20 protein-coding genes and 1 pseudogene are annotated in these 21,920 nt (G+C 71.0%); 11 read left to right on the forward strand and 10 right to left on the reverse strand.

Annotation, left to right across the window (positions count from 1 at the left end):
- The first annotated feature begins 116 nt into the window (after nt 1–116).
- Together AB0E78_RS19990 and AB0E78_RS19995 are read left to right on the forward strand one after the other, a co-directional pair.
- On the forward strand, nt 117–1,550 hold the full coding sequence (locus AB0E78_RS19990; protein WP_361834007.1) for a citrate:proton symporter: 1,434 nt from the start codon (nt 117–119) through the stop codon (nt 1,548–1,550).
- Nucleotides 1,550–2,830, forward strand: coding sequence for an MFS transporter (locus tag AB0E78_RS19995; RefSeq protein WP_361834009.1), 1,281 nt, complete (start codon nt 1,550–1,552; stop codon nt 2,828–2,830). The genes AB0E78_RS19990 and AB0E78_RS19995 overlap by 1 nt, the downstream gene beginning before the upstream one ends.
- Here AB0E78_RS19995 and AB0E78_RS20000 read toward each other — a convergent pair.
- Nucleotides 2,814–4,028 carry a S8 family peptidase gene (locus AB0E78_RS20000; RefSeq protein WP_361834011.1) on the reverse strand — a complete coding sequence of 405 codons (1,215 nt, stop codon included), beginning with the start codon at nt 4,026–4,028 and terminating at the stop codon, nt 2,814–2,816. The two genes, AB0E78_RS19995 and AB0E78_RS20000, sit on opposite strands and share 17 nt — an antisense overlap.
- 340 nt (nt 4,029–4,368) lie before the next feature.
- Between AB0E78_RS20000 and AB0E78_RS20005 the strand changes: the two genes are divergently transcribed.
- Both AB0E78_RS20005 and AB0E78_RS20010 read left to right on the forward strand, forming a co-directional pair.
- A complete protein-coding gene (locus AB0E78_RS20005) occupies nt 4,369–5,757 on the forward strand; it encodes an aldehyde dehydrogenase family protein (RefSeq protein ID WP_361834013.1) in 1,389 nt (462 codons plus the stop codon).
- A gap of 59 nt (nt 5,758–5,816) precedes the next feature.
- Nucleotides 5,817–6,899: a Zn-dependent alcohol dehydrogenase gene (locus tag AB0E78_RS20010; protein ID WP_361834015.1), complete on the forward strand. Its 1,083-nt coding sequence runs from the start codon at nt 5,817–5,819 to the stop codon at nt 6,897–6,899.
- Here AB0E78_RS20010 and AB0E78_RS20015 read toward each other — a convergent pair.
- Both AB0E78_RS20015 and AB0E78_RS20020 read right to left on the reverse strand, forming a co-directional pair.
- A complete protein-coding gene (locus AB0E78_RS20015; RefSeq protein WP_361834017.1) occupies nt 6,896–7,942 on the reverse strand; it encodes an urea transporter in 1,047 nt (348 codons plus the stop codon). The two genes, AB0E78_RS20010 and AB0E78_RS20015, sit on opposite strands and share 4 nt — an antisense overlap.
- A gap of 133 nt (nt 7,943–8,075) precedes the next feature.
- Complete coding sequence (locus AB0E78_RS20020; RefSeq protein ID WP_361834019.1) at nt 8,076–8,735, reverse strand: TetR/AcrR family transcriptional regulator; 660 nt, start codon at nt 8,733–8,735, stop codon at nt 8,076–8,078.
- Nucleotides 8,736–8,811: 76 nt separating this feature from the next.
- Here AB0E78_RS20020 and AB0E78_RS20025 point away from each other — a divergent pair, with 76 nt between their 5' ends.
- The 3 genes from AB0E78_RS20025 (at nt 8,812) to AB0E78_RS20035 (ending at nt 11,038) form a co-directional block, all read left to right on the forward strand.
- Nucleotides 8,812–9,963: an acyl-CoA dehydrogenase family protein gene (locus tag AB0E78_RS20025; protein WP_361834021.1), complete on the forward strand. Its 1,152-nt coding sequence runs from the start codon at nt 8,812–8,814 to the stop codon at nt 9,961–9,963.
- Between the two features lie 82 nt (nt 9,964–10,045).
- A complete protein-coding gene (locus AB0E78_RS20030; RefSeq protein ID WP_361834023.1) occupies nt 10,046–10,336 on the forward strand; it encodes a YiaA/YiaB family inner membrane protein in 291 nt (96 codons plus the stop codon).
- A gap of 69 nt (nt 10,337–10,405) precedes the next feature.
- Nucleotides 10,406–11,038, forward strand: coding sequence for a TetR/AcrR family transcriptional regulator (locus AB0E78_RS20035; RefSeq protein WP_361834025.1), 633 nt, complete (start codon nt 10,406–10,408; stop codon nt 11,036–11,038).
- Between the two features lie 13 nt (nt 11,039–11,051).
- Here AB0E78_RS20035 and AB0E78_RS20040 read toward each other — a convergent pair whose 3' ends face one another.
- Entirely contained in the window at nt 11,052–11,516 is a 465-nt protein-coding gene (locus AB0E78_RS20040) for a MaoC family dehydratase (RefSeq protein WP_361834027.1), read from the reverse strand.
- A gap of 127 nt (nt 11,517–11,643) precedes the next feature.
- Here AB0E78_RS20040 and soxR point away from each other — a divergent pair, with 127 nt between their 5' ends.
- A complete protein-coding gene (gene soxR, locus AB0E78_RS20045; protein ID WP_361834029.1) occupies nt 11,644–12,111 on the forward strand; it encodes a redox-sensitive transcriptional activator SoxR in 468 nt (155 codons plus the stop codon).
- Here soxR and AB0E78_RS20050 read toward each other — a convergent pair.
- A complete protein-coding gene (locus tag AB0E78_RS20050) occupies nt 12,068–13,378 on the reverse strand; it encodes a solute carrier family 23 protein (RefSeq protein WP_361834031.1) in 1,311 nt (436 codons plus the stop codon). The two genes, soxR and AB0E78_RS20050, sit on opposite strands and share 44 nt — an antisense overlap.
- Before the next feature lie 4 nt (nt 13,379–13,382).
- Nucleotides 13,383–14,525 (reverse strand): aryl-sulfate sulfotransferase, encoded by a 1,143-nt coding sequence (locus tag AB0E78_RS20055; protein ID WP_361834648.1) that lies wholly within the window; start codon nt 14,523–14,525, stop codon nt 13,383–13,385.
- Between the two features lie 83 nt (nt 14,526–14,608).
- Here AB0E78_RS20055 and AB0E78_RS20060 point away from each other — a divergent pair, with 83 nt between their 5' ends.
- Entirely contained in the window at nt 14,609–15,193 is a 585-nt protein-coding gene (locus tag AB0E78_RS20060; protein WP_361834032.1) for an XRE family transcriptional regulator, read from the forward strand.
- Nucleotides 15,194–15,298: 105 nt separating this feature from the next.
- On the opposite strand, the pseudogene AB0E78_RS20065 reads toward AB0E78_RS20060, so the two are convergent.
- Nucleotides 15,299–15,529: pseudogene (locus AB0E78_RS20065) on the reverse strand (RNA ligase family protein); the annotation flags it as partial.
- A 9-nt stretch (nt 15,530–15,538) separates the two neighbouring features.
- Complete coding sequence (locus AB0E78_RS20070; RefSeq protein ID WP_361834034.1) at nt 15,539–16,261, reverse strand: 3-keto-5-aminohexanoate cleavage protein; 723 nt, start codon at nt 16,259–16,261, stop codon at nt 15,539–15,541.
- 51 nt (nt 16,262–16,312) lie between these two features.
- On the opposite strand from AB0E78_RS20070, the gene AB0E78_RS20075 reads away from it, so the two are divergent.
- On the forward strand, nt 16,313–16,831 hold the full coding sequence (locus AB0E78_RS20075) for a hypothetical protein (RefSeq protein ID WP_361834036.1): 519 nt from the start codon (nt 16,313–16,315) through the stop codon (nt 16,829–16,831).
- Between the two features lie 53 nt (nt 16,832–16,884).
- Here the strand turns inward: AB0E78_RS20075 and AB0E78_RS20080 are convergent, their stop codons facing one another.
- Nucleotides 16,885–17,493: a hypothetical protein gene (locus AB0E78_RS20080; protein WP_361834038.1), complete on the reverse strand. Its 609-nt coding sequence runs from the start codon at nt 17,491–17,493 to the stop codon at nt 16,885–16,887.
- Between the two features lie 249 nt (nt 17,494–17,742).
- On the opposite strand from AB0E78_RS20080, the gene AB0E78_RS20085 reads away from it, so the two are divergent.
- Nucleotides 17,743–20,565, forward strand: coding sequence for a penicillin acylase family protein (locus AB0E78_RS20085; RefSeq protein ID WP_361834040.1), 2,823 nt, complete (start codon nt 17,743–17,745; stop codon nt 20,563–20,565).
- A gap of 25 nt (nt 20,566–20,590) precedes the next feature.
- Here AB0E78_RS20085 and AB0E78_RS20090 read toward each other — a convergent pair whose 3' ends face one another.
- Nucleotides 20,591–21,871, reverse strand: a complete 1,281-nt coding sequence (locus AB0E78_RS20090) for a serine-threonine protein kinase (protein WP_361834042.1) — start codon at nt 21,869–21,871, stop codon at nt 20,591–20,593.
- Nucleotides 21,872–21,920 lie beyond the last annotated feature (49 nt).

Genomic DNA, 21,920 nt, shown 5'->3' on the forward strand with positions numbered 1-21,920 from the left:
AGTTTTGCGCTTATTGCTCGCACGTCAACATCTTGTTAACGCCGGAGAGCGGGTCCTAACGTCAACCGGACCGCCAGACCTGGTGGGAGTTCGATGGTGAACGTTAGGTAGCCCCCATGCTGACAATCCTCGGATTCGTCATGATCGCCACCTTCCTGGTGCTGATCATGATGAAGAAGATGTCGCCGATCGCGGCGCTGGTCCTGATCCCCGCACTCTTCTGCGTGTTCGTAGGAAAGGGAGCCCATCTCGGGGACTACGTCCTCGAAGGCGTCGGGAACCTGGCGCCCACGGCGGCCATGCTCATGTTCGCCATCGTGTACTTCGGCGTCATGATCGACGTCGGCCTCTTCGACCCGATCGTCCGGGGCATCCTGCGCTTCTGCAAGGCGGACCCGGTGCGCATCGTGGTCGGCACCGCGCTGCTCGCCGCGATCGTCTCGCTCGACGGCGACGGCTCGACGACCTTCATGATCACGGTCTCGGCGATGTATCCGCTCTACAAGCGCCTCAAGATGAGCCTCGTCGTCATGACGGGTGTCGCGGCCACCGCCAACGGCGTCATGAACACCCTGCCCTGGGGCGGCCCGACGGCCCGCGCCGCGACCGCGCTCAAGGTCGACGCGGCCGACATCTTCGTGCCGATGATCCCGGCGCTCGCCATGGGCCTCGTGGCCGTCTTCCTGCTCTCCTACGCACTGGGTCTGCGGGAGCGCAAGCGGCTCGGCATGCTCTCCCTGGACGAGGTCCTGGAGAAGGAGACGGCGAGCGAGACCGTTCTGGTGGGTGCCGGCGGTTCCACGGGCGGCCGTACGTCGCTCACGAAGAAGACCACCGGGGGAGCGGGCTCCGGAACGGACGCCGCAGCCGCTTCCGGTGCGGCCGACGAAGCCGACGAGGACGACGGCTTCCAGGGTCTCGACCCGAACCGCGCCACCCTGCGCCCCAAGCTCTACTGGTTCAACGCCGGTCTCACCGTGGTCCTGCTCACCGCCATGATCATGGAGTGGCTGCCGATTCCGGTCCTCTTCCTGCTCGGCGCCGCGCTCGCCCTGACCGTCAACTTCCCGCACATGCCCGACCAGAAGGCCCGCATCGGCGCCCACGCGGAGAACGTCCTCAACGTCACCGGCATGGTCTTCGCAGCCGCCGTCTTCACCGGCGTCCTCCAGGGCACCGGCATGGTCGACAGCATGGCCAAGTGGCTCGTCGACGCGATCCCGGAGGGCATGGGCCCGCAGATGGGCCTGGTCACCGGCCTCCTGTCGCTGCCGCTCACCTACTTCATGTCGAACGACGGCTTCTACTTCGGTGTCCTGCCGGTCCTCGCCGAGGCGGGCCAGGCACACGGCGTCAGCACCCTGGAGATCGCCCGCGCCTCGATCGCCGGACAGGCCCTGCACATGTCGAGCCCGCTGGTGCCCGCCGTGTACGTCCTCGTCGGCATGGCCAAGGTCGAGTTCGGCGACCACACCAAGTTCACCGTCAAATGGGCCGTGCTCACCTCGCTCGTGGTGCTCGGCTCCGGAATCCTCTTCGGCATCATCTGATGCCATCGACACCGGGCCGGGCCTGGTTGCTGCGCCTCGTCATCGCCTTCAGCTTCGCGCAGGGGGCGGTGTCGATGGCGCGTCCGGCCGTCTCCTACCGGGCCCTCTCACTGGGCGCCGACGAGCGGGCGATCGGCGTCATCGCGGGCGTCTACGCGCTGCTTCCGCTCTTCGCCGCCGTGCCGCTGGGGCGCAGGACGGACCACGGGCGGTGCGCGCCGCTGCTCCCGGTCGGCGTCGTCCTGATCGCCGGAGGGTGCGCGCTCAGCGGTACGGCGGGTTCGCTCGGCACGCTCGCCGCCTGGAGCGGCGTGATGGGCCTGGGCCACCTCTGCTTCGTGATCGGCGCCCAGTCGATCGTCGCCCGGCAGTCGGCCCCCGACGAACAGGACCGCAACTTCGGGCACTTCACGATCGGCGCCTCGCTCGGGCAGCTGGTCGGGCCGATCGCCGCGGGCTCCCTCATCGGCGGGGACATGGGCCGCACGAGCGCCCTCGCCCTGCTCGTGTCGGGGGCGGTCGCGGCGGTCTCGCTCACCTCGCTGTGGCGCATCGAGCATGTCCGTCCCGCCGGCGCCTCGTCGAAGCGGAGCGACAAGGTGCCGGTACTCGGCATCCTGCGCACCCGTGGCGTACCCGCGGGGATCTTCATCAGCCTCGCGGTGCTCTCCGCGACGGACATCCTCACGGCTTACCTGCCGGTGGTCGGCGAACACCGGGGCATCGCGCCCGCGACGGTGGGCGTACTGCTCTCGCTGCGGGCCGCGGCGACGATCGCCTGCCGGCTCGTGATGACGCCGCTGATCAATCTGCTCGGCCGTACGGTGCTGATCGTCGTCACGTGTCTGCTGGCCGCCGTGCTGTGTGCGGGGGTCGCGCTGCCGGTGCCGGTGTGGGGGCTCGGCGTGATGCTGGTGCTTCTCGGGTTCTGCCTGGGGGTCGGGCAGCCGTTGTCGATGACGACTGTGGTGCAGGCGGCTCCTGAGGGAGCACGGTCCACTGCGCTTGCCTTGCGGCTTACGGGGAATCGGCTGGGCCAGGTCGCCGCCCCGGCCGGGGCGGGCCTCATCGCGGGAGTCGCAGGGGTGGCCGCGCCGTTCGTGACGCTGGGCGGGCTCTTGCTGGTGGCGGCCGGGTTGGGGCTGAGGCGTAACCCTGTGAGGCCTCGACCGCCGGACGGGCTGGGAAAAGCCCGTCCGGCGATTGAGGACGAACTCGGCGGAGCCGGTGATGGGCGGTGCACCGACCCCGGGTCACGGGCTGCTACGGGACGATCTTGAGCAGCCTGTTCGGGGATCCGGTGCCGGGGCTGGTCACCTTGCCGGTCGTGGCTCCGTTCACCAGCGCCGAGGCGACCTGAGCGGGCGTGGCCGAGGAGTGCCCCGCCAAGTACACCGCCGCCGCACCCGCGACGTGGGGCGTGGCCATCGACGTACCGGAGATGGTGTTCGTGGCCGTGTCGCTGGTGTTCCAGCCGGCCGTGATGGAGACGCCCGGCGCGAAGATGTCCAGGACCGAGCCGTAGTTGGACCAGCTGGCCTTGGCGTCCGTGTTGCTGGTGGCGCCCACCGTGATGGCCGCGGGGACCCGCGCCGGGGACGACGAGGAGGCGTTGACGCCCTCGTTGCCCGCGGCGACCGCGTAGCTGACGCCGTCGGCGATGGAGTTCTTCACCGCGTTGTCGAGCGTGGTGGAGGCGCCGCCGCCGAGCGACATGTTGGCCACGGCGGGTGCGCCCGCCGCGTGGTTGCTCGTCACCCAGTCGATGCCCGCGATGACACCGGCGGTCGTGCCGGAGCCGTTGTTGTCGAGCACGCGGACGGCGACGATCTTGGCCTTCTTGGCGACGCCGTACGTCTTGCCCGCGATGGTGGTGGCCACGTGCGTGCCATGGCCGTTGCCGTCCTGGGCGGTGCTGTCGCCGTCCACGGCGTCATAGCCGTTGACCGCGCGCCCGCTGATCTCGGAGTGCGTGATGCGCACGCCTGTGTCGATCACGTACGCGGTGACGCCCGAGCCCGCGGTGTCCGGGTAGGTGTAGGTGCCGGACAGCGGCAGGCTCGTCTGGTCGATGCGGTCCAGGCCCCAGGGCGCGTTGCTCTGGGTCGCGTCCGCACGGACCGTCCGGTTCTGCTCGACCGAGGCGACGGCGGGGTCGGCGGCGAGCTGTCTCGCCTCCGCCGCGCTCAGGTCGACGGTGTAGCCGTCGAGCGCGGACCTGAAGGTCTTCTTCACCGACCCGCCGTACTCGGATATCAGGCCCTTGCCCTGGGTCGAGGCGGCGCTGAAGCCCGAGTTCTTCTTCAGGGTGACGATGTAGCTGCCCTTGACGGCGTCGGCCGAGCCGGCTCCGATCACGGTGCCCTCGGCGGGGGCGGCCTGGGCCGGAAGGGCGGTGACCGCACCGAACAGCGTGGCGGCGGTGGCGGTCGAGATCGCCGCGGCGATCACAGTCTTCTTGCTGCGCAGCATTGCCATTACGAGGGAGTCCTCCTCATAGGCGGCGCTCGCCCTGGGTCGGGCGGCGCAACTGTGGGGGCGTGTGCGTGATCGCACACACAGCCGGGAGCGGTGCGTTCCGCTCCCGGCGCGAACAGAAGAATGTCGGCTCTACGGGCGTAGATCAAGGGAGTTGGCGCCTTGACATGTTTCTGTCACATGCGCGAAATCGAAGGCCCGTCGAATGCCGCGGCCGAGTGCCGGGGGAGTGCGTGGGGGTAGGTGTGGAGCCGGGGTGAATGCCCCCGGCCCGGACGCCCCTGGTGCCCAAAAACTATCAGCGCTAGTTTGGGGTGCGGACGACTACCTGAGGAGTGCGATGAAGGCCCACGACGGCATGTACATCGGCGGCGCCTGGCGGCCCGCCGCCGGTACGGACACGATCACGGTTCTCAACCCGGCCGACGAGCAGCCGGTCGGGCAGGTCCCCGCCGGTACGGCGCAGGACATCGACGCGGCGGTGCGCGCCGCCCGCGAGGCGTTCCCCGGCTGGGCGGCGACCCCGCCCGCCGAGCGCGGCGCGCTCATCGGGGCGCTGCGTGACCAGTTGGTCGCGCGGCAGGACGAGATCGCCGAGACGGTGACGGCGGAGCTCGGCTCCCCGCTCCCGTTCTCGCAGATGGTGCACGCGGGCGTGCCGATCCTGGTCTCCGGTTCGTACGCCGAGCTCGCCGCGACGTACGCCTTCGAGGAGAAGATCGGCAACTCCACCGTCTATATGGAGCCGGTCGGCGTCGTCGGCGCGATCACACCCTGGAACTACCCCCTCCACCAGATCGTCAACAAGGTGGCCCCCGCGCTCGCCGCGGGCTGCACGGTCGTTCTCAAGCCCGCCGAGGACACCCCGCTCACCGCCCAGCTCTTCGCCGAGGCGGCGCACGAGGCGGGCATCCCCGCCGGTGTCTTCAACCTGGTCACCGGGCTCGGCCCGGTCGCGGGGCAGGCGCTCGCCGAGCACGAGGGCGTCGACCTGGTCTCCTTCACCGGCTCGACGGCGGTCGGCAAGCAGATCGGCGCGACCGCGGGCGCCGCGGTCAAGCGCGTCGCCCTGGAGCTCGGCGGCAAGTCCGCCAACGTCATCCTGCCCAGCGCGGATCTGACCAAGGCGGTCAAGGCCGGCGTCGCCAACGTCATGTCCAACTCGGGCCAGACGTGCAGCGCGTGGACCCGCATGCTGGTGGACTCCGCGCGGTACGACGAGGCGGTGGAGCTCGCCGCGGAGGCCGCCGCCAAGTACGGCTCCCGCATCGGCCCCGTCGTCAACGCCAAGCAGCAGGCGCGCGTGCGGGGTTACATCGACAAGGGCGTCGAGGAGGGCGCGCGCGTGGTGGCCGGCGGCTCCGAGGCCCCGCGCGAGCAGGGCTACTTCGTCCAGCCCACGGTCTTCGCCGACGTCACCCCGGAGATGACGATCGCCCAGGAGGAGATCTTCGGCCCGGTCGTCTCGATCATCAGGTACGAGGACGAGGACGACGCCCTGCGGATCGCCAACGGCACGGTGTACGGGCTCGCGGGCGCGGTCTGGGCCGCCGACGACGCCGAGGCGATCGCGTTCGCCCGCCGCATGGACACGGGCCAGGTCGACATCAACGGCGGCAGCTTCAACCCCCTTGCCCCGTTCGGCGGTTACAAGCAGTCGGGGGTGGGGCGCGAGCTGGGTCCGCACGGGCTCACCGAGTACCTCCAGACGAAGTCCCTCCAGTTCTGACCCCTTCCGCACCCTCCGCTGCCGGCCTTGGCCGTCAGCCCTCTAAGGAGTACGCCACCGTGGTCCGCGCCGCTGTTCTGCCCGCCGTCGGTTCTCCCCTGGAGATCACCGAGATCGATCTGCCCGAGCCGGGCCCCGGCCAGGTGCGGGTGCGTCTCGCCGCGGCCGGGGTCTGCCACTCCGACCTGTCCCTGACCAACGGCACGATGCGGGTGCCCGTGCCCGCCGTGCTCGGGCACGAGGGCGCGGGGACGGTCGTGTCCGTGGGCGAGGGCGTCACCCATGTCGCGCCCGGTGCCGACGTGGTCCTCAACTGGGCTCCGTCCTGCGGCAGTTGTCACCCCTGCTCGCTCGGAGAGGTGTGGCTGTGCGTGAACGCGCTGGCCGGTGCCGCCGACGTGTACGCCCGCCGCGCCTCGGACGGCGCCGACCTCCACCCCGGCCTGAACGTCGCGGCGTTCGCCGAGGAGACGGTGGTGGCGGGCAACTGCGTGCTGCCCGCCCCGGTCGGCGTCCCGCTGACGGACGCGGCGCTCCTGGGCTGTGCGGTGCTCACCGGGTACGGCGCCGTGCACCACTCCGCGAAGGTCCGCGAGGGCGAGACGGTGGCCGTCTTCGGGGTCGGGGGAGTGGGCCTCGCGACGCTCCAGGCGGCCCGGATCGCCGGTGCGTCGCGGATCATCGCCGTCGACGTGTCCCCGGAGAAGGAGGAGCTGGCGCGGTCGGCCGGGGCGACGGAGTACGTGGTCGCCTCCGAGAAGACGGCCAAGGCCATCCGCGGGCTGACCGACGGCCAGGGCGTGGATGTGGCGGTGGAGTGCGTGGGGCGCGCGGTGACGATCCGTACGGCCTGGGAGTCCACGCGGCGCGGCGGCCGTACGACGGTGGTCGGCATCGGCGGCAAGGACCAGCAGGTCACGTTCAACGCTCTGGAGCTCTTCCACTGGGGCAGGACGCTCGCGGGCTGCGTGTACGGGAACTCCGACCCGGCGGCCGACCTGCCGGTGCTCGCGGACCATATCCGGGCGGGACGCTTCGACCTGGGTGTGCTGGTGACGGACCGGATCGCGCTGGACGGGATCCCCGCGGCCTTCGAGAACATGGTCGCGGGCAAGGGCGGACGGGCGCTGGTGGTGTTCTAGACGGCAGGGGGTGCGACCGGTTCCGGTGCCGTTTCCACCGACGGCGCCGGAGCCGTCGTGCGCAGCCGCGCGAAGGACTTGGCCGCCGCCAGGAACGCGAGCGTCGTCAGCACGAACGGCCAGGTGAAGGTGTGCCCGCCGGACGGTGCGAGGAGCGCCGACATGGCCGAGCTGACGGCGGTCGCCGTGGCGGCGCCCACGAGCGCGTACGCGAGCGTCGCGCCCCGCACCGGAAGGAAGACGCCGCACAACGCCAGGGCGACGAGCACCGAGTTGTATCCCATCGAGCCGTCCGCGATCTGCGCGGCCGGTGCCCCGAGCGCCCATGCCGAACCGATCCCGACCGCGCTGCCGAGGCACGCCACGACGCCCGCGCGACGGCTCGCGACGAAGAGGCCCACGAGCAGCACCGCGCCGACGTACCACTGCGGCATGAAGAAGATCTGGGCGAAGTCGGCGAAGAACGCCCGTGCCAGGTCGGCGGGTTCGAGCGAGGTCGGGCCCGTCGCCGCGCGCGTCAGCGCGGCCAGCGCGTCCCCGTGGTGCCAGACCCGCTCGAAGCCGGGCGCGGCGATCGTCATGGCGCTCGCGAGCAGGCAGTACGGGAGCGTGAGCGAGGGCAGGTCCCAGACGGCGAGGAGGTTGACGGCCGCCGCCGTCACGACCGTGACCACCACGCAGCCCGCGAGGGCGAGCGCGGCGGTGGACAGGTGCCCCGCGCCGAGGAACACCGCGAAACACAGCGCGGTGAGGCAGGCGTTGAAGCCTTCGAGGCCGGTCGAGACGCGGTCATGCGCGGCGCCGAGCAGCCAGGCCGTCCCCGTGCCGACGGCCGTGCCCGCGAGGCCGTAGAGGCCGTACTCCCAGCCCGCCGCGAAGAGCGCCACGCAGAAGATGCCGCCCGCCGCCGCGCTGGGCAGGAAGGTGACCTGCGCCTGACCGCGCAGGACGTGGGCGGCGAAGGGCAGTGCCCTGGAGAGCGGGCCGGAGGGCGGCCCCGTGGTCCCAAAAGGCAGGCTTCTGGCATCCGTTGAGTGCCGCACGGCTCACTCCCGTGTTACGTCCATGTTTCGCCCGGCAAGACGGATGCACCTTACATCTACCTGGGGGAGCGTGGCGATACCGAGGTGCGCACGCCCGCTCCGAAGTGATCGACCGTCAGGGCGAACCCCGTCGTCAGGCCGTCGGCGCCGCCACCTGTGCGTACTGGAGCGCGAGCCCGTCGAGCAGTGCGCGAAGGCCCGTCTCGAAGGCCCGCTCGTCGATCTGCTGCTGACGCTCGGCAAGCAGGTGGGCCTGGCCCAGGTGCGGATAGTCGGCCGGGTCGTAGGCGGTCTCGTCGTCCACGAAGCCGCCGGCGAAGGACCCGAGCGCCGAACCCATGATGAAGTACCGCATCAGCGCGCCGATCGACGTGGCCTGTCCGGCGGGCCAGCCCGCGTCGACCATCGCCCCGAACACCGCGTCCGCGAGCCGCAGTCCGGCCGGGCGGCGGCCGGGACCGCCGGCGAGCACCGGAACGATGTTGGGGTGCAGGGTGAGCGCCGCGCGGTACGAGACGGCCCAGTCGTGCAGCGCCGTCCGCCAGTCCCGCTCGTCGCCGGCCTCGAACATCGACAGGTCGACCTGCGCGCTCACCGAGTCCGCGACCGCCTCCAGGATCTCGTCCTTCGTGCGGAAGTGGTTGTAGAGCGAGGGCCCGCTGACCCCGAGCTCGGCGGCGAGGCGGCGCGTCGAGACGGCGGCGAGACCCTCGGCGTCCACGAGCGCGCGCGCCGTCTCGACGATGCGATCTCTGCTGAGGAGGGGCTTGCGCGGTCGGGCCATGCGGCACATAGTAGGGCTGCCGCCAGAAACTAGCAGTGCTAATTTAAATGTGGACCCACACGTCGATCCGAAGAGGTGCCCCGCGATGAACCTGGAGCTCAGCGAGGAGCAGTCCGCCGTCCGGCAACTGGCCAAGGACTTCGTGGCCCGCGAGATCGCGCCCCACGTCATCGAGTGGGACCGCGCCGAGAGCGTGGACCGGTCGATCGTGAAGAAGCTCGGTGAGGTCGGCTTCCTCGGGCTCACCGTCGAGGAGGAGTACGGCGGCTCGGGCGGCGACCACCTCGCGTACTGCCTGGTGACCGAGGAGCTGGGCCGCGGCGACTCGTCCGTGCGCGGCATCGTCTCGGTCTCGCTGGGGCTCGTGGCCAAGACCATCGCGTCCTGGGGGAACGAGGAGCAGAAGCGGCAGTGGCTGCCCGGGCTCACCTCCGGGGAGCTCGTCGGCTGCTTCGGGCTCACCGAGCCGGGCACCGGGTCCGACGCGGGCAACCTCACGACGAAGGCCGTGCGCGAGGGCGGCGACTTCGTCATCAACGGCTCCAAGATGTTCATCACGAACGGCACCTGGGCCGATGTCGTGCTGCTCTTCGCACGGACGAACGACGCCCCCGGACACAAGGGCGTCTCCGCCTTCCTCGTGCCGACCGACACCCCCGGCCTGACCCGCCGCACCATCCACGGCAAGCTCGGCCTGCGCGGCCAGGCCACCGCCGAGCTGGTCCTCCAGGACGTCCGCGTCCCGGCGTCGGCCATGATGGCGCCCGAGGGCAAGGGCTTCTCCGTCGCCATGTCGGCGCTCGCCAAGGGGCGGATGTCGGTCGCCGCCGGGTGCGTGGGCATCGCCCAGGCCGCCCTCGACGCGGCCGTGACGTACGCGACGGAGCGCGAGCAGTTCGGCAAGGCCATCGCGGGACATCAGCTCGTCCAGGAGCTGATCAGCGACATCGCGGTGGACGTGGACGCGGCGCGCCTGCTGACCTGGCGGGTCGCCGACCTCATCGACCGCGGGCAGCCCTTCACCACCGAGTCGTCCAAGGCCAAGCTGTTCGCCTCGGAGGCCGCGGTGCGCGCCGCCAACAACGCGCTCCAGGTCTTCGGCGGCTACGGCTACATCGACGAGTACCCCGCGGGCAAGCTGCTGCGCGACGCGCGCGTGATGACGCTCTACGAAGGCACGAGCCAGATCCAGAAGCTGGTCATCGGGCGGGCGCTGACCGGGGTCTCGGCCTTCTGAGGTGGCGGGGTGCAGGAGCTGAGTACGCGAGCTGAGTACGGGAGCGGATGTGACGGGGCCGCTCCCGGGTGAAGCTCTGATCATGAGTGAGACACCGGTCAAGCAGCAGAGCACCACCGCCTACTACGGCCAGGCGGTCGCGTCCTTCGCCGTGGCGCTCGGCGCGACGGCCGTCGGCATCTACAGCCTCGACGTCAGCGGCTGGATCCGCGCCTTCCTCGCCATTTCCGTCCTGTACCTGACGACGTCCGCGTTCACCCTCGCCAAGGTGGTCAGGGACAAGCAGGAGGCCGGTCAGCTCGTCAGCCGCGTCGACCAGGCCCGCCTGGAGAAGATCCTCGCCGAACACGACCCGTTCAAGCCGGTGGTCTGACCGCCGTCCTAAGCGCTTGCTCACCGTCAGGGGTATGGTGTCCCTCCCGACCGGCGGAAGGAGTGGGCGATGAGCACGGCGGAGCAGACCGAGGGCGATGACCTGCCATGGGGCGAGGTCACGCCTGATGCGGCGCGGCGGCTGCTGGTCGCCGCCGTCGAGGCCTTCGCCGAGCGCGGGTACCACGCGACGACGACCCGGGACATCGCGGGCCGCGCCGGCATGAGCCCCGCGGCGCTCTACATCCACTACAAGACTAAGGAAGAGCTGCTCCACCGCATCAGCCGGATCGGCCACGACAAGGCGCTGCGGGTGCTGCGTACCGCGGCCGACGGTCCCGGCACCGCGGCGGAGCGGCTCGCCGACGCCGTACGGTCCTTCGTGCGCTGGCACGCCGACCATCACACCACCGCCCGTGTCGTCCAGTACGAGCTGGACGCGCTCGGCGAGGAGCACCGCACGGAGATCGTCGCGCTGCGCCGCCAGTCGGACGCGGCCGTGCGGGACATGATCAACGACGGGGTGCGGGACGGGGAGTTCGACGTCCCCGACGTGCCGGGCACCACGCTCGCCGTGCTCTCGCTCTGCATCGACGTGGCCCGCTGGTTCAACGTCGCGGGCCACCGGACGCCCGACGAGGTCGGCGCACTCTACGCCGACCTCGTGCTGCGGATGGTGGGGGCCCGGGCGCAGGCTGCCTGAGCCCCGCCCGGGCTCAGAAGTAGTAGCGGGACACCGACTCCGCGACGCAGGCGGGCTTCTCGGCGCCCTCGCGCTCGACGGTGACCACGGCCGTCACCTGCACACCGCCGTCCTTGGTCTGCTCGACCTCCTTGAGTACGGCGGTCGCCCGCACCCGGGAGCCCGAGGGCACCGGCGAGGGGAAGCGGACCTTGTTGGTGCCGTAGTTGACACCCATCTTCATGCCCTCGACCCGCATCACCTGCGGCACCAGGCTCGGCAGCAGCGACAGCGTCAGATAGCCGTGCGCGATGGTCGTCTTGAAGGGGCCCTGCGCGGCCTTCTCCACGTCCACGTGGATCCACTGGTGGTCGCCCGTGGCGTCGGCGAACAGGTCGATTCGCTTCTGGTCGACCTCCAGCCATTCGCTGTGCCCGAGCTGCTCGCCGACTCCGGCACGCAGGTCGTCGGCCGACGCGAAGATCCTCGGCTCTGCCATGTCCCTGGCCTCCTCAAAGTATTCGAACTAAGCGCTTGCTCAGCATGCTGGGTGCGCCGACGTGTGTCAACGGACCGGCCGGGAGGGCGGACAGTCCAGCGATTGCCCAGCGATTAGGGTGTGAGGGGTGCCCCAGATCCCAGAGAAGATCCACGAGCTCACGGTCGGCCAGCTCTCGGCCCGAAGCGGCGCGGCCGTGTCGGCCCTGCACTTCTACGAGTCCAAGGGTCTGATCAGCAGCACCCGCACCTCGGGCAACCAGCGCCGCTACCACCGTGACGCGCTGCGCCGCGTCGCCTTCGTCCGCGCCGCCCAGCGCGTCGGCATCCCGCTCGCCACGATCCGCGACGCGCTCGACTCGCTCCCCGAGGAGCGCACCCCCACCCGCGAGGACTGGGCGCGCCTCTCGGAGACCTGGCGTTCGGAACTGGACGAGCGCATCCAGCAGTTGGGCCGGCTGCGCGATCACCTCACGGACTGCATCGGCTGCGGCTGTCTCTCCCTGGAGACGTGCGTGCTCTCCAACCCCGACGACGTCTTCGGTGAACGCCTCACCGGTTCGCGTCTGTTGGCGGAGCGCCGGCCCCGGTCGTGACCTCGGGCCTTTCCCGCGGCCCCAGATGGCGGAAGGCCACGCTCAGGATCACCGCGGCGAGCGCCCCCGCGGCCACCCCGCTGCCGAAGATCGTGTGTGCCCAGGGCGGCAGCGGCGCGTACAGGCCGGGGGTCATCACCGGCAGCAGCCCCACGACCAGGGCGAGCGCGACGACGATGCTGTCGGTGCCGTGGGTGAGGTCGACCCGGGACAGCATGCTGAAGCCGAGGACGGCGATCACCGCGTAGATCACCAGACCCGCCGCGCCGACCACCGGCTCGGGGATGGCGGCGAGCAGCCGCGTCAGCGGCGTGAGCAGCCCGCAGGCGATGAGCAGCACGCCCGCGCCCGCCGTGACGAACCGGCTGCGTACGCGCGTCAGTTGGACGATGCCGATGTTCTCGGCGCTCGTCACCATCAGGGACGTGCCGAAGACTCCGGCGCCCAGCGAGACGAGGGCGTCGGCGCGGGCGATGCGCGGCACGTCCCGGCCCGCGTCCGGGGTGCGGCCCACCGCCTCGCTGTTGAGCACGGTCTGGCCGGTGGCCTCGGCGAGCGAGGCGAGCGCGAAGACAAGCAGCGGGATCGCCGCGAGCAGGTCGAAGTGCGGGGCGCCGTAAGGGAACGGGTCCGGCAGGGCGAAGGAGCCGCCGGACGCGAGGTGGATGTCCGTGCCCAGGAGGAGCGCGATGACCGTGCCGCCCGCCAGGCCGAAGAGCACCGCCATCTGCCGCCACACGCCCCGCAGGACGAGGAAGAGGACCGCGATGACGCCGAGCGTCGCGAAGCCGGGTCCGGGACCCGACGCCACCATCGGCGCCGTCACCTTGATCATGTTGATGCCGATCAGGACGACCGTCGTGCCCATCACCAGCGGCGGGAAGAGCCGCACCACCCTTCCGTAGAAGGGCAGTACGCAGATCAGGAACACCGCGGCGATCAGGACGGAGCCGGACGCCGTCGCGGGCCCGTACTCCTTTCCGATCTGCAGGAAGATCGCCACCGCGGCCCCGCCCGGCAGCATCAGGAACGGCAGCCGGGCGCCGACCCGCAGCGCCCGCACCCCGAGGGACTGGAACAGCGCCCCGATGCCGCAGAGCACCAGCGTGGCGCTGAGCAGGGAGGCCGTCTCGCCGGCGGTCAGCCGCAGCGTCGTGCCGATCAGGATCACGGAGGAGACCGGAGCGGCGATCCCGGCCAGGAGGTGCTGGAGGGCGAGCGGTGCGAGGCGCGGCAGCGGGAGGCGCTCGTCGACGGCGGCCACCACGGGCTCAGCCCTTCGCTGGAGCGGCAGCCGGGGTGAGCCAGGGCAGTTCGGAAGGGGCGTAACGGTAGGCGCGGAAGACGGCGTTGGGTTCGGAGGGGAAGAGTTTGCGGACCTCTTCCTCCTCGTAGCCGCCGAAGAAGGGAACGACGTACTCCCAGCAGAGATAGCCGTCCGCGGTGACCTCGAAGAGGCGGCCCGCGGGGGAGTCGGCGACCAGCGTGTTGCCGTTCGGCAGGCGCTGGGCGCTGCCCATGAACGGTGCGAAGAACGACTCGCGGGCCGGGTCGTGGTACTCCCAGACGATCTTGCCGCTGGAGCGCTCGATCTCGATGACCCGGCTGAACGGCACGTCCCAGTGCGGCCGGAAAACGCCGTTGTCGAAGACCAGGAAGTTGCCGTTCGGCAGTTCGGTCGGGCAGTGCTGCTGGGAGACGACGCCGGGCTCCGACCGCCAGATGATGTCGCCCGTGGCGCGGGATATGACCACGACGGCGGAGACCGAGCGGAAGCTGGCGAGGATGTTGCCGTCGCTCGTCGGCAGGACGCTGTTGATCAGCGGGTAGTGCTCGCGGGCGTAGTCCGGGTGGAGCGGGAAGTCCGCGCGGCCGAGCCGCTCGGAGACCTTCCACTCCCAGGTGGTGTTCCCTTCGGCGTCCACCTCGACGATGGTGTCCGCCCAGATGGTGCCTTCGGCCTCGGAACCGGGCACTCCGCCGCGGACCGCGTCCGCGTCCGCGCCGGTCAGGGGTTCGAGCGCGGTGTAGAGGAGCCGCCCGTCGCCGTAGTGGTGCGCGTCGTGGTGCTGGAAGCGGTCGCGGTGCTCGCGCAGGACCGTGCCGTCCGGGGCGATCTCCTGCATGATCCCGCCGCGGTACTTGTGCCACATGGGGAAGAGGGCGGGCTCGTCGGGGAGTACGCCGTTGTAGGCGAGGTTCCCGTTCGGCAGGATCCGCGCGTGCCGTCCCGGGCGGTGCGGGAGGTTCCACTGGTGGGCGATCTCGCCGTGGGCGTCGATGAGGTAGACCTCGCCGGTGCCGGTGAGCGGGGCGAAGAGGGTGTAGCCGCCGTAACTGGCGTCCTCGTCCAGGGCCATCAGGCCGGTGCCGCGGCGGCGGCGCTGATTCTGGTCCACGCGGGAAGGGGTCATCGGGGTCATGCGGGGTCTCCTTCGTTTCCTTAACTTTCTTAAGTGACGCCGAAGAGGTTAACCCCACCGATAGGCTGAGGGACATGGGTACGAGTGAGGAAAATGCTGCGGGCGCCCCGCAGGTGGGTCCCGGCATCCGCAGGCTCCGCCGGGCCCTCGACCTGACGCTGGCTGACGTGGCGGCGCGGGCGGGGGTCTCGGCGCCGTTCCTCAGCCAGGTGGAGAACGGCCGCTCCCGGCCCAGCATGGGATCCCTGCAGCGCATCGCCGACGCCCTCGACACCACGGCCGTCCAGCTCCTCGCCTCGGCGGATCCGCCGAGGCCGGTGGACGTGGTGCGCGGCGACTCGGCCTCGGTGCGGGAGGGGGACGGGGAGGCGCGCATGCGGCCGCTGGTCCGCGGCCATCAGCGGCTGCACGCACTGGAGTTCACCGGGGACCACGACTGGGGCCGCGAGTACCGCCACCGCAACGACGAGATCCTGTACGTGGCCGACGGCTCGGCGGAGGTGGAGGCGGACGGCTCCGTATACCGCCTGACCCGCGGGGACACGCTGTACTGCGCGGCGGAACTCCCGCACCGCTGGCGCCCGTTGGAGCCGGGGACAAGGGTCCTGGTGGTGGGGATCGCGGACGGGGTGAGGGTGACGGACGAGGGGGCCCGCTGAGGCCGGCCCCAGTGCCGGCTGCGGGAAAGCTCGTGCGTCGAGGGGCGGATGCCGGGCAATCGGGTGGGTGGGAGAGGTCCTTGCGGGGCGGCCCCCGCCGGGGGCCTACTCGTACTCCGTGCCGCCCTTGCGGGGCAGGTAGGCCGCGCTGGCGGCCTTGGCGATGGCCCGCCCCCCGGTCACGGGGGAGTACCGCTCGGCCGCGGCCCGGATCACGACCCCCTCCCGCACATGCAGCTCACGCCCCGACACGGTCTCCCGCCCCGCCGCCTCCAGGACGAGCCCGGCGTCGTACGGCCCCTCGTACAGACATGGAACGAGAGGGAGTTGGCCCTCGGCGGGCAGCTAATGGGGTGGAGTGCTGAGCATGGAAAGCGCCGTCGACACCAACTGGGCGTTCGACACCGCCGGTTCCCCGTCCGGGAGGACCAGCGTGTCCTCGAGGCCGATCCGCGTCGCCAGCCCCAGGCGCCCCGCCAGGCGCAGTACGGGCCAGGTGCCGCCCTCCTCGCCGTGCAGCAGGACGGGGCGGCCGTGCGCCGGGCCGATCGCGGCGAGCAGGGCGCGGGCCGAGTCGCGCGCCGTGGCCGGGTCGGGATCCGTGACCTCCGCGAGGACCCGCAGGACGCGCGGGCCGAGCGCCCACGCCGCGAAGCGTTCCGCGGCCTCCGTGCCGGACCAGATGCCCGCCTCCACGCCGACACCCCGGTCCAGGAGCGCCTCGGCCACCGCTTCCGCGCCGGGCTCGTGCCAGTTCACCGACGCGTGGTCGGGCAGCACCGTCCACGCGCGGATGTCCGCCACCCGCCCGCCGGGGTCCGGGTCGGCCCAGGCGCCGGTGGTCACCCCGACCGGGACGGACGTCACCGAGCGGACCGCTTCCAGCGTGGCCGCAACCGCACGTGGCGCCAACGTGTCTTGTCCACAAGGGGACTTGGGGTGTACATGAACATCCCGAGCACCGGCCGCGACGGCGTGGGCCACGGACTCGGCCATCGCACCGGGCGACAACGGGATCGACGCACCATCGCCCGCGCCGCGGGCGCCGTTCACACATACCTGCATCACCACAGGACAGCACAGACGACGGGACACGGACGAGACACAGGGGGAGGGCCGATGGGAATCGCCATCTGCTCGTTGAAATGGTCCGCCGCACGCACCGGGCCGCAGAAGATCAGGTACGACAGCGACGGCTACCACCTCGTGCGTTTTCCGTACGCGGACGCCGAGGAGTCGTACGACCCGTGGCACATGCACGACCCCTCCAAGGGGCACACGAGCCCGTCCGCCTTCCCGGACGCCCGGTCGGGTCTCATCTGGCCGAGCCACGACGGCTGGGCCACCCTGTCGGCGATGATCTTCTGGGAGCCCGACGACCGGCCCACCGAGCACCGGGCGCGCTACGTGCGCGATCCGCTCGGCCTCTCCACCGGGTACGACTCGACGGCCAGCACCGACTGGGTTCCCACCAGGGGCGGGCAGTACCGGACGCACATGTGGCAGATGTTCGTCCACCCGCAGACCCCGGTCGGCCTGAAGATATCGGCGCGCGGCCCCGGCGACGTGAAGGTCGCCGCGCCGCTCATGTTCGCCGAGTTCAAGCTGGCCATTCAGTGGGACGTGGCGACGCCCTAGCCGCCGTACGCCCGCAGCCGGTCCGGCCGGACCTCATTGCGTGACCCCGGGCCTCATACCGAGACCAGTGGCCGGGTCCGCCGTGCCCGCGCCCGTGCCATCGCGTCGGGCGTGAGCACCGGGGCCGGCACGACGATCCCGCAGCCCGTGCAGACGGCCCCCGACGAGGGGTCGTGGGCCAGGCCGTGGGTCCAGACGAGGTCGGACCGGTCGCACACCGGGCAGACCGCGCCCGGCTCCCGCTCGAGCGCCGCGATCAGCCGGCGCAGTACCTCGGCGAGTGGCCCGGAGGGGTGGACGCCGGGATCGTCGCACCAGGCGACCCCGAACCCTCCCCAGGTGCACCGGTGCCAGTCGTCCACGCTGCCGGGCCGCCGCAGCCCGTCGTGCTTCTCCTTGCGGCGGCGCTCCGCGAACCCCTCCTCGTAGGCGAGCCAGACCGCTCGCGCCGCTTCCAACTCGTCGAGCGCGGCCACGAGCCGCGCCGGGTCGGGCGAGCGGTCCTCGGGCCCGAAGCCCGCCCGGGAGCACAGATGATCCCAGGTCGCCCGGTGTCCATAAGGGGCGAACCTCTCCAGGCACTTGCGCAGTGAGTACCGCCGCAGTGCCAAATCGCTCAACGGATCACGCACCTGTCTCGCGAGACTCCGGAATCCGGCCATCGCCCTGCACCTCCGTCGCACGTTCTCGGACGTTGCCGAGTAGACGTATCGACACGCGATTCGGCTCCCTTATGGCCCATCCGATTTCGGATGGATGCCATCAGAGCCGAGATGAAGGGCTTTGAGCAGTGACGATGTGGTGATTCTGGAAAAGCGACGCATGTTCATCTTCCGGGTTCGGCAACCCGCCAGTAACCTCCGCCCCAACTCCACCCCACAGGAGCACAAGCGGAGCCCAGAGGAGCACCCATGCGACAGCGCACCGTCCGGCTCAGAACCCTCACCGCCACAGCGGCCCTCGCCCTCGCCGCGTCCCTCCTCGCGCCCCAGCCGGGGGCGGCGGCCGACGAGCCGCCACCGGCCGCCGACTACTGCGAGGGGCAGTGCGCGGACGTCCTGCCGCCCGGCGCGAACGGCAACGCCACGCTCGCCGAGATCCTCGCCCACCGGCTCCTCGGCACCCAGCCCGCCCACGCCGATGACCAGTTGGGCCCCTACGACGCGCTCTCCTCCGGCTATCCGTCCCTCACCGACGACAAGCTGACGGAGTTCTTCAACGACGCGTCCTTCGGCGTCCCCGCCGGGCAGGCCGCCTCCGTCACCAGGCCGCGCGACGACGTGACGATCACCCGGGACAAGAAGTACGGCATCCCGCACATCAAGGGCTCCACGCGCTACGGCACCGAGTTCGGCGCGGGCTTCGCGGCCGGGCAGGACCGGCTCTGGCTCATCGACCTGTTCCGGCACATCGGCCGCGGCCAGCTGACCTCCTTCGCGGGCGGCGCCCTCGCCAACCAGGGCCTGGAGCAGGAGTTCTGGCCGCAGGCCCCGTACGAGGAGAAGGACCTGGAGAAGCAGGTCGAGTACATCAGGACGACCCAGGGCGAGCGCGGCAAGCAGGCCATGGAGGACGCGCAGGCCTACATAGACGGACTGAACGCCTACCGCGTGAAGTCCAAGAACGGCCGCTACTTCCCCGGTGAGTACGTCCTGACCGGCAAGATCGACGCGATCACCAACATCGGCGAGATCGAGCCCTTCAAGGTCACCGACATGATCGCGCTCGCGTCCGTCGTCGGCGGTCTCTTCGGCAACGGCGGCGGCGGAGAGGTCGACTCGGCCCTCTCCCTCCTCAAGTCCCAGGAGAAGTACGGCGTCGAGAAGGGCACGAAGGTGTGGGAGTCCTTCCGGGCCCGCAACGACCCAGAGGCCGTCCAGACCATCCACGACGGCACGAGCTTCCCGTACGCGGGCAAGCCGGAGAACGCGCGCGGCACCGCGCTGCCCGACGCCGGTTCCGTCGAGCGCGAGCAGCTCGTCTACGACCGGGAGGGCGGCGCCAAGTCCCCCTCCAAGGCCCTCAAGGACCCGGTGAAGGCGCCCAAGAAGCTGAAACCGCTCCAGGGGATGTACGACGACGGAGTGCTGCCCGGCGGCCTGTTCAAGAAGGACGGGCAGAAGAAGGGCATGTCGAACGCCCTCGTCGTCTCCGGGAAGCACACCGCGAGCGGAAACCCGGTCGCCGTCTTCGGCCCGCAGACCGGCTACTTCGCCCCCCAGCTCCTCATGCAGCAGGAGCTGCAGGGCCCCGGCATCAGCGCGCGCGGCGTCTCCTTCGCGGGCGTCGGTATGTACGTCCAGCTCGGGCGCGGCCAGGACTACGCCTGGTCGGCCACGTCCGCCGGGCAGGACATCACGGACACGTACGCCGTCGAGCTCTGCGAACCGGGCGGCGGCGCCCCCACCAAGCAGTCCACCCACTACCTCCACCACGGCACCTGCACCCCCATGGAGAAACTGGAGCGCAAGAACGCCTGGAAGCCGACTCTCGCCGACTCCACGGCCGCGGGCTCCTACCGCATGCAGGTGTTCCGCACGAAGTACGGCGTCGTGACGCACCGCGCGAGCGTCGAGGGCAAGCCCGTCGCCTACGTCTCGCTGCGCTCCACCTACCGCCACGAGGCCGACTCGATCATCGGCTTCCAGATGCTGAACGACCCGTCGTACGTCAAGGACGCGGCGACCTTCAAGAAGGCCGCCGAGCACATCAGCTACGCCTTCAACTGGTTCTACGCCGACTCGCGCGACACCGCGTACTACAACAGCGGCGCCAACCCCGAGCGCGCCAAGGACATCGACCCCGCACTGCCCGTCAAGGCCCAACAGGCCAATGAATGGAAGGACTTCGACCCGGACAACAACACCTCGGCGCAGACCCCGCCGGCCGAGCACCCGCAGTCCGTCAACCAGGACTACTACATCTCCTGGAACAACAAGCAGGCCAAGGACTTCAGCGCGGCGGGCTTCGGATTGAGCGCCGTGCACCGCGGCGACCTGCTCGACGGGCGGGTGAAGAAGCTCACCGAGAAGGGCGGCGTCACACGGGCCGCGCTGACCCGGGCCATGTCCGAGGCGGCGGTCACCGATCTGCGCGGTGAGCAGGTGCTGCCCGAACTGCTCAAGGTGGTGCGCAGCAAGCCGGTCACGGACCCCCAGCAGGCCAAGGCCGTCCAGCAGTTGGAGGCCTGGCAGAAGGCCGGGGCCCAGCGCAATCAGACGGCTGCGGGCTCCAAGACGTACGCCCACCCCGACGCCGTGCGCATCATGGACGCCTGGTGGCCCCTCCTGGTCGAGGCCGAGTTCAAGCCAGGCCTGGGCAAGGACCTGTACGAGGCGCTGACGGCGCAGCTCGGCACCGACGAGTCACCCTCCGCGGGCCACGGCCCGACCGGGGCGCACGCCGGTTCGGCTTTCCAGTACGGCTGGTGGGGCTTCGCGGACAAGGATCTGCGGGCAGTCCTGGGGGAGCCCGTCGAGGGCAAGCTCGGGGACGCGTACTGCGGCGGGGGCAAGCTCGACGCCTGTCGTGACGCGCTGCTCGCCACCTTGACGCAGGCCGCCGCCAAGCCCGCCACCGAGGTGTATCCCGGCGACGACAACTGCAAGGCCGGCGAGCAGTGGTGCGCGGACTCGATCATCCACCGGGCGCTCGGCGGCATCACGCACGGGCCGATCCAGTGGCAGAACCGGCCCACGTACCAGCAGGTCGTCGAGTTCCCCGAGCACCGCTAGACAAGTACCTCCAGACGCAAGGGAGTCACGCCAGAGCGATCCGCCCTGCGGCGAACACGACACGCGCCAGCTCCTCGTGGCAGATGTCGCTGTGTGCGCCGCAGGGCGGTCCGCCGCGCCGCACCACCGCCGACGCGTCCACGCTCACGCATCCCTTGGCGGGGATCGCCCGGCCCAGCTTGACGCGCTTGGCGCCGTCCACCGCCCGGATGCCGTCGTACCCGATGGCGCCCCAGCGCTCCCAGAGGCCGAGGAACGTCGAGGAGTCCCCGGCGATCTTCGAGGCCAGCGGGTAGATCTTGCCCAGGGCGTCGTCATGGCGGGAGTAGCAGGACACCAGCGGCCCGTCGATCCGCCGCTGCATGCCGTTGAGCGCGCCGCTGCGCGAGGGCGCGTGCGGCAGGCGTCTGGAGAACGCGTAGTGCGAGAAGGCCCCTTGGAGCAGCGTCGTGGACTTCACGCTGCGCACCGACGCGGGCATCCCGTGCAGGGCGTACGCCACGAGCCGCGCGCCGAAGCTGTGCCCGATGAGATGCACCCGTACGTCCGGTGCCTCGCGGGCGAGCAGTCCGATCGCGGGGCCGAGACCCAGCTGGCCCACGGAGCCCGCCCGGCGTTTCATGGCGTAGTAGCTGGCCTGGCGCAGGAGTTCGTGCGCCCCGTTCCACAGCCGTTTGCGCAGGCCGCCGAAGAGCTCCTGCTGGCCGGTCTCCTCCATCGCCGCGGCGAACACCTGGCACACCTCGACCGCGTCGTCGGTCAGCATGGCGGGCTCGCCCGCCCAGGTGTCGTTGGCGAATCGCCGGGCGGCGCTGTTCTCGTGCACGGCGACCAGGTCGCGGACGAGGCGCCCGTACTCGTAGAGGCGCGACGGCACCGGGGAGCGCTCCGCGAGCAGCGCGCCGATCCGCTCAAGTTCGTTCTCGTGGTCGGGGAACGCGCGGGCGAGGAGGAGCCGGGTCGGCTCGTCCAGGAGGGGTCCCGCGCCCGGTGCCGGGCCCGGCCCGGTGGCGGTGAGCGAGGGCTCGTAGTCCGGGATCGGTTCGTCGGGGAAGCGGATGGCGGGCCAGAGCACGCCCACGTATCCCAGGCGTACGCGCGGGCCCGCGAGGTTCTGGCACGGTGCGAAGAACCGCCGGTAGAGGTCGGTCGCCATGTCTTGGTCGTTGTTCCAGCCGTGCGCGAGGACGAGGAGATCGGTGACGTGCTCGTCGGCCACCTCGCGGAGGAGGCGGTCGCGTTGCGTGGTGTCGACATCCCCGTCGGCGTCGAAGGTCAGTTCCCAGTAGGGCTCCACGTGGACCATCGTCCTGCGGCCCCGGTGCACTGACCAGATGTCCCGCACCACACATCGG

The sequence above is a fragment of the Streptomyces sp. NPDC032198 genome (assembly GCF_040636975.1).
GTDB lineage: Bacteria > Actinomycetota > Actinomycetes > Streptomycetales > Streptomycetaceae > Streptomyces.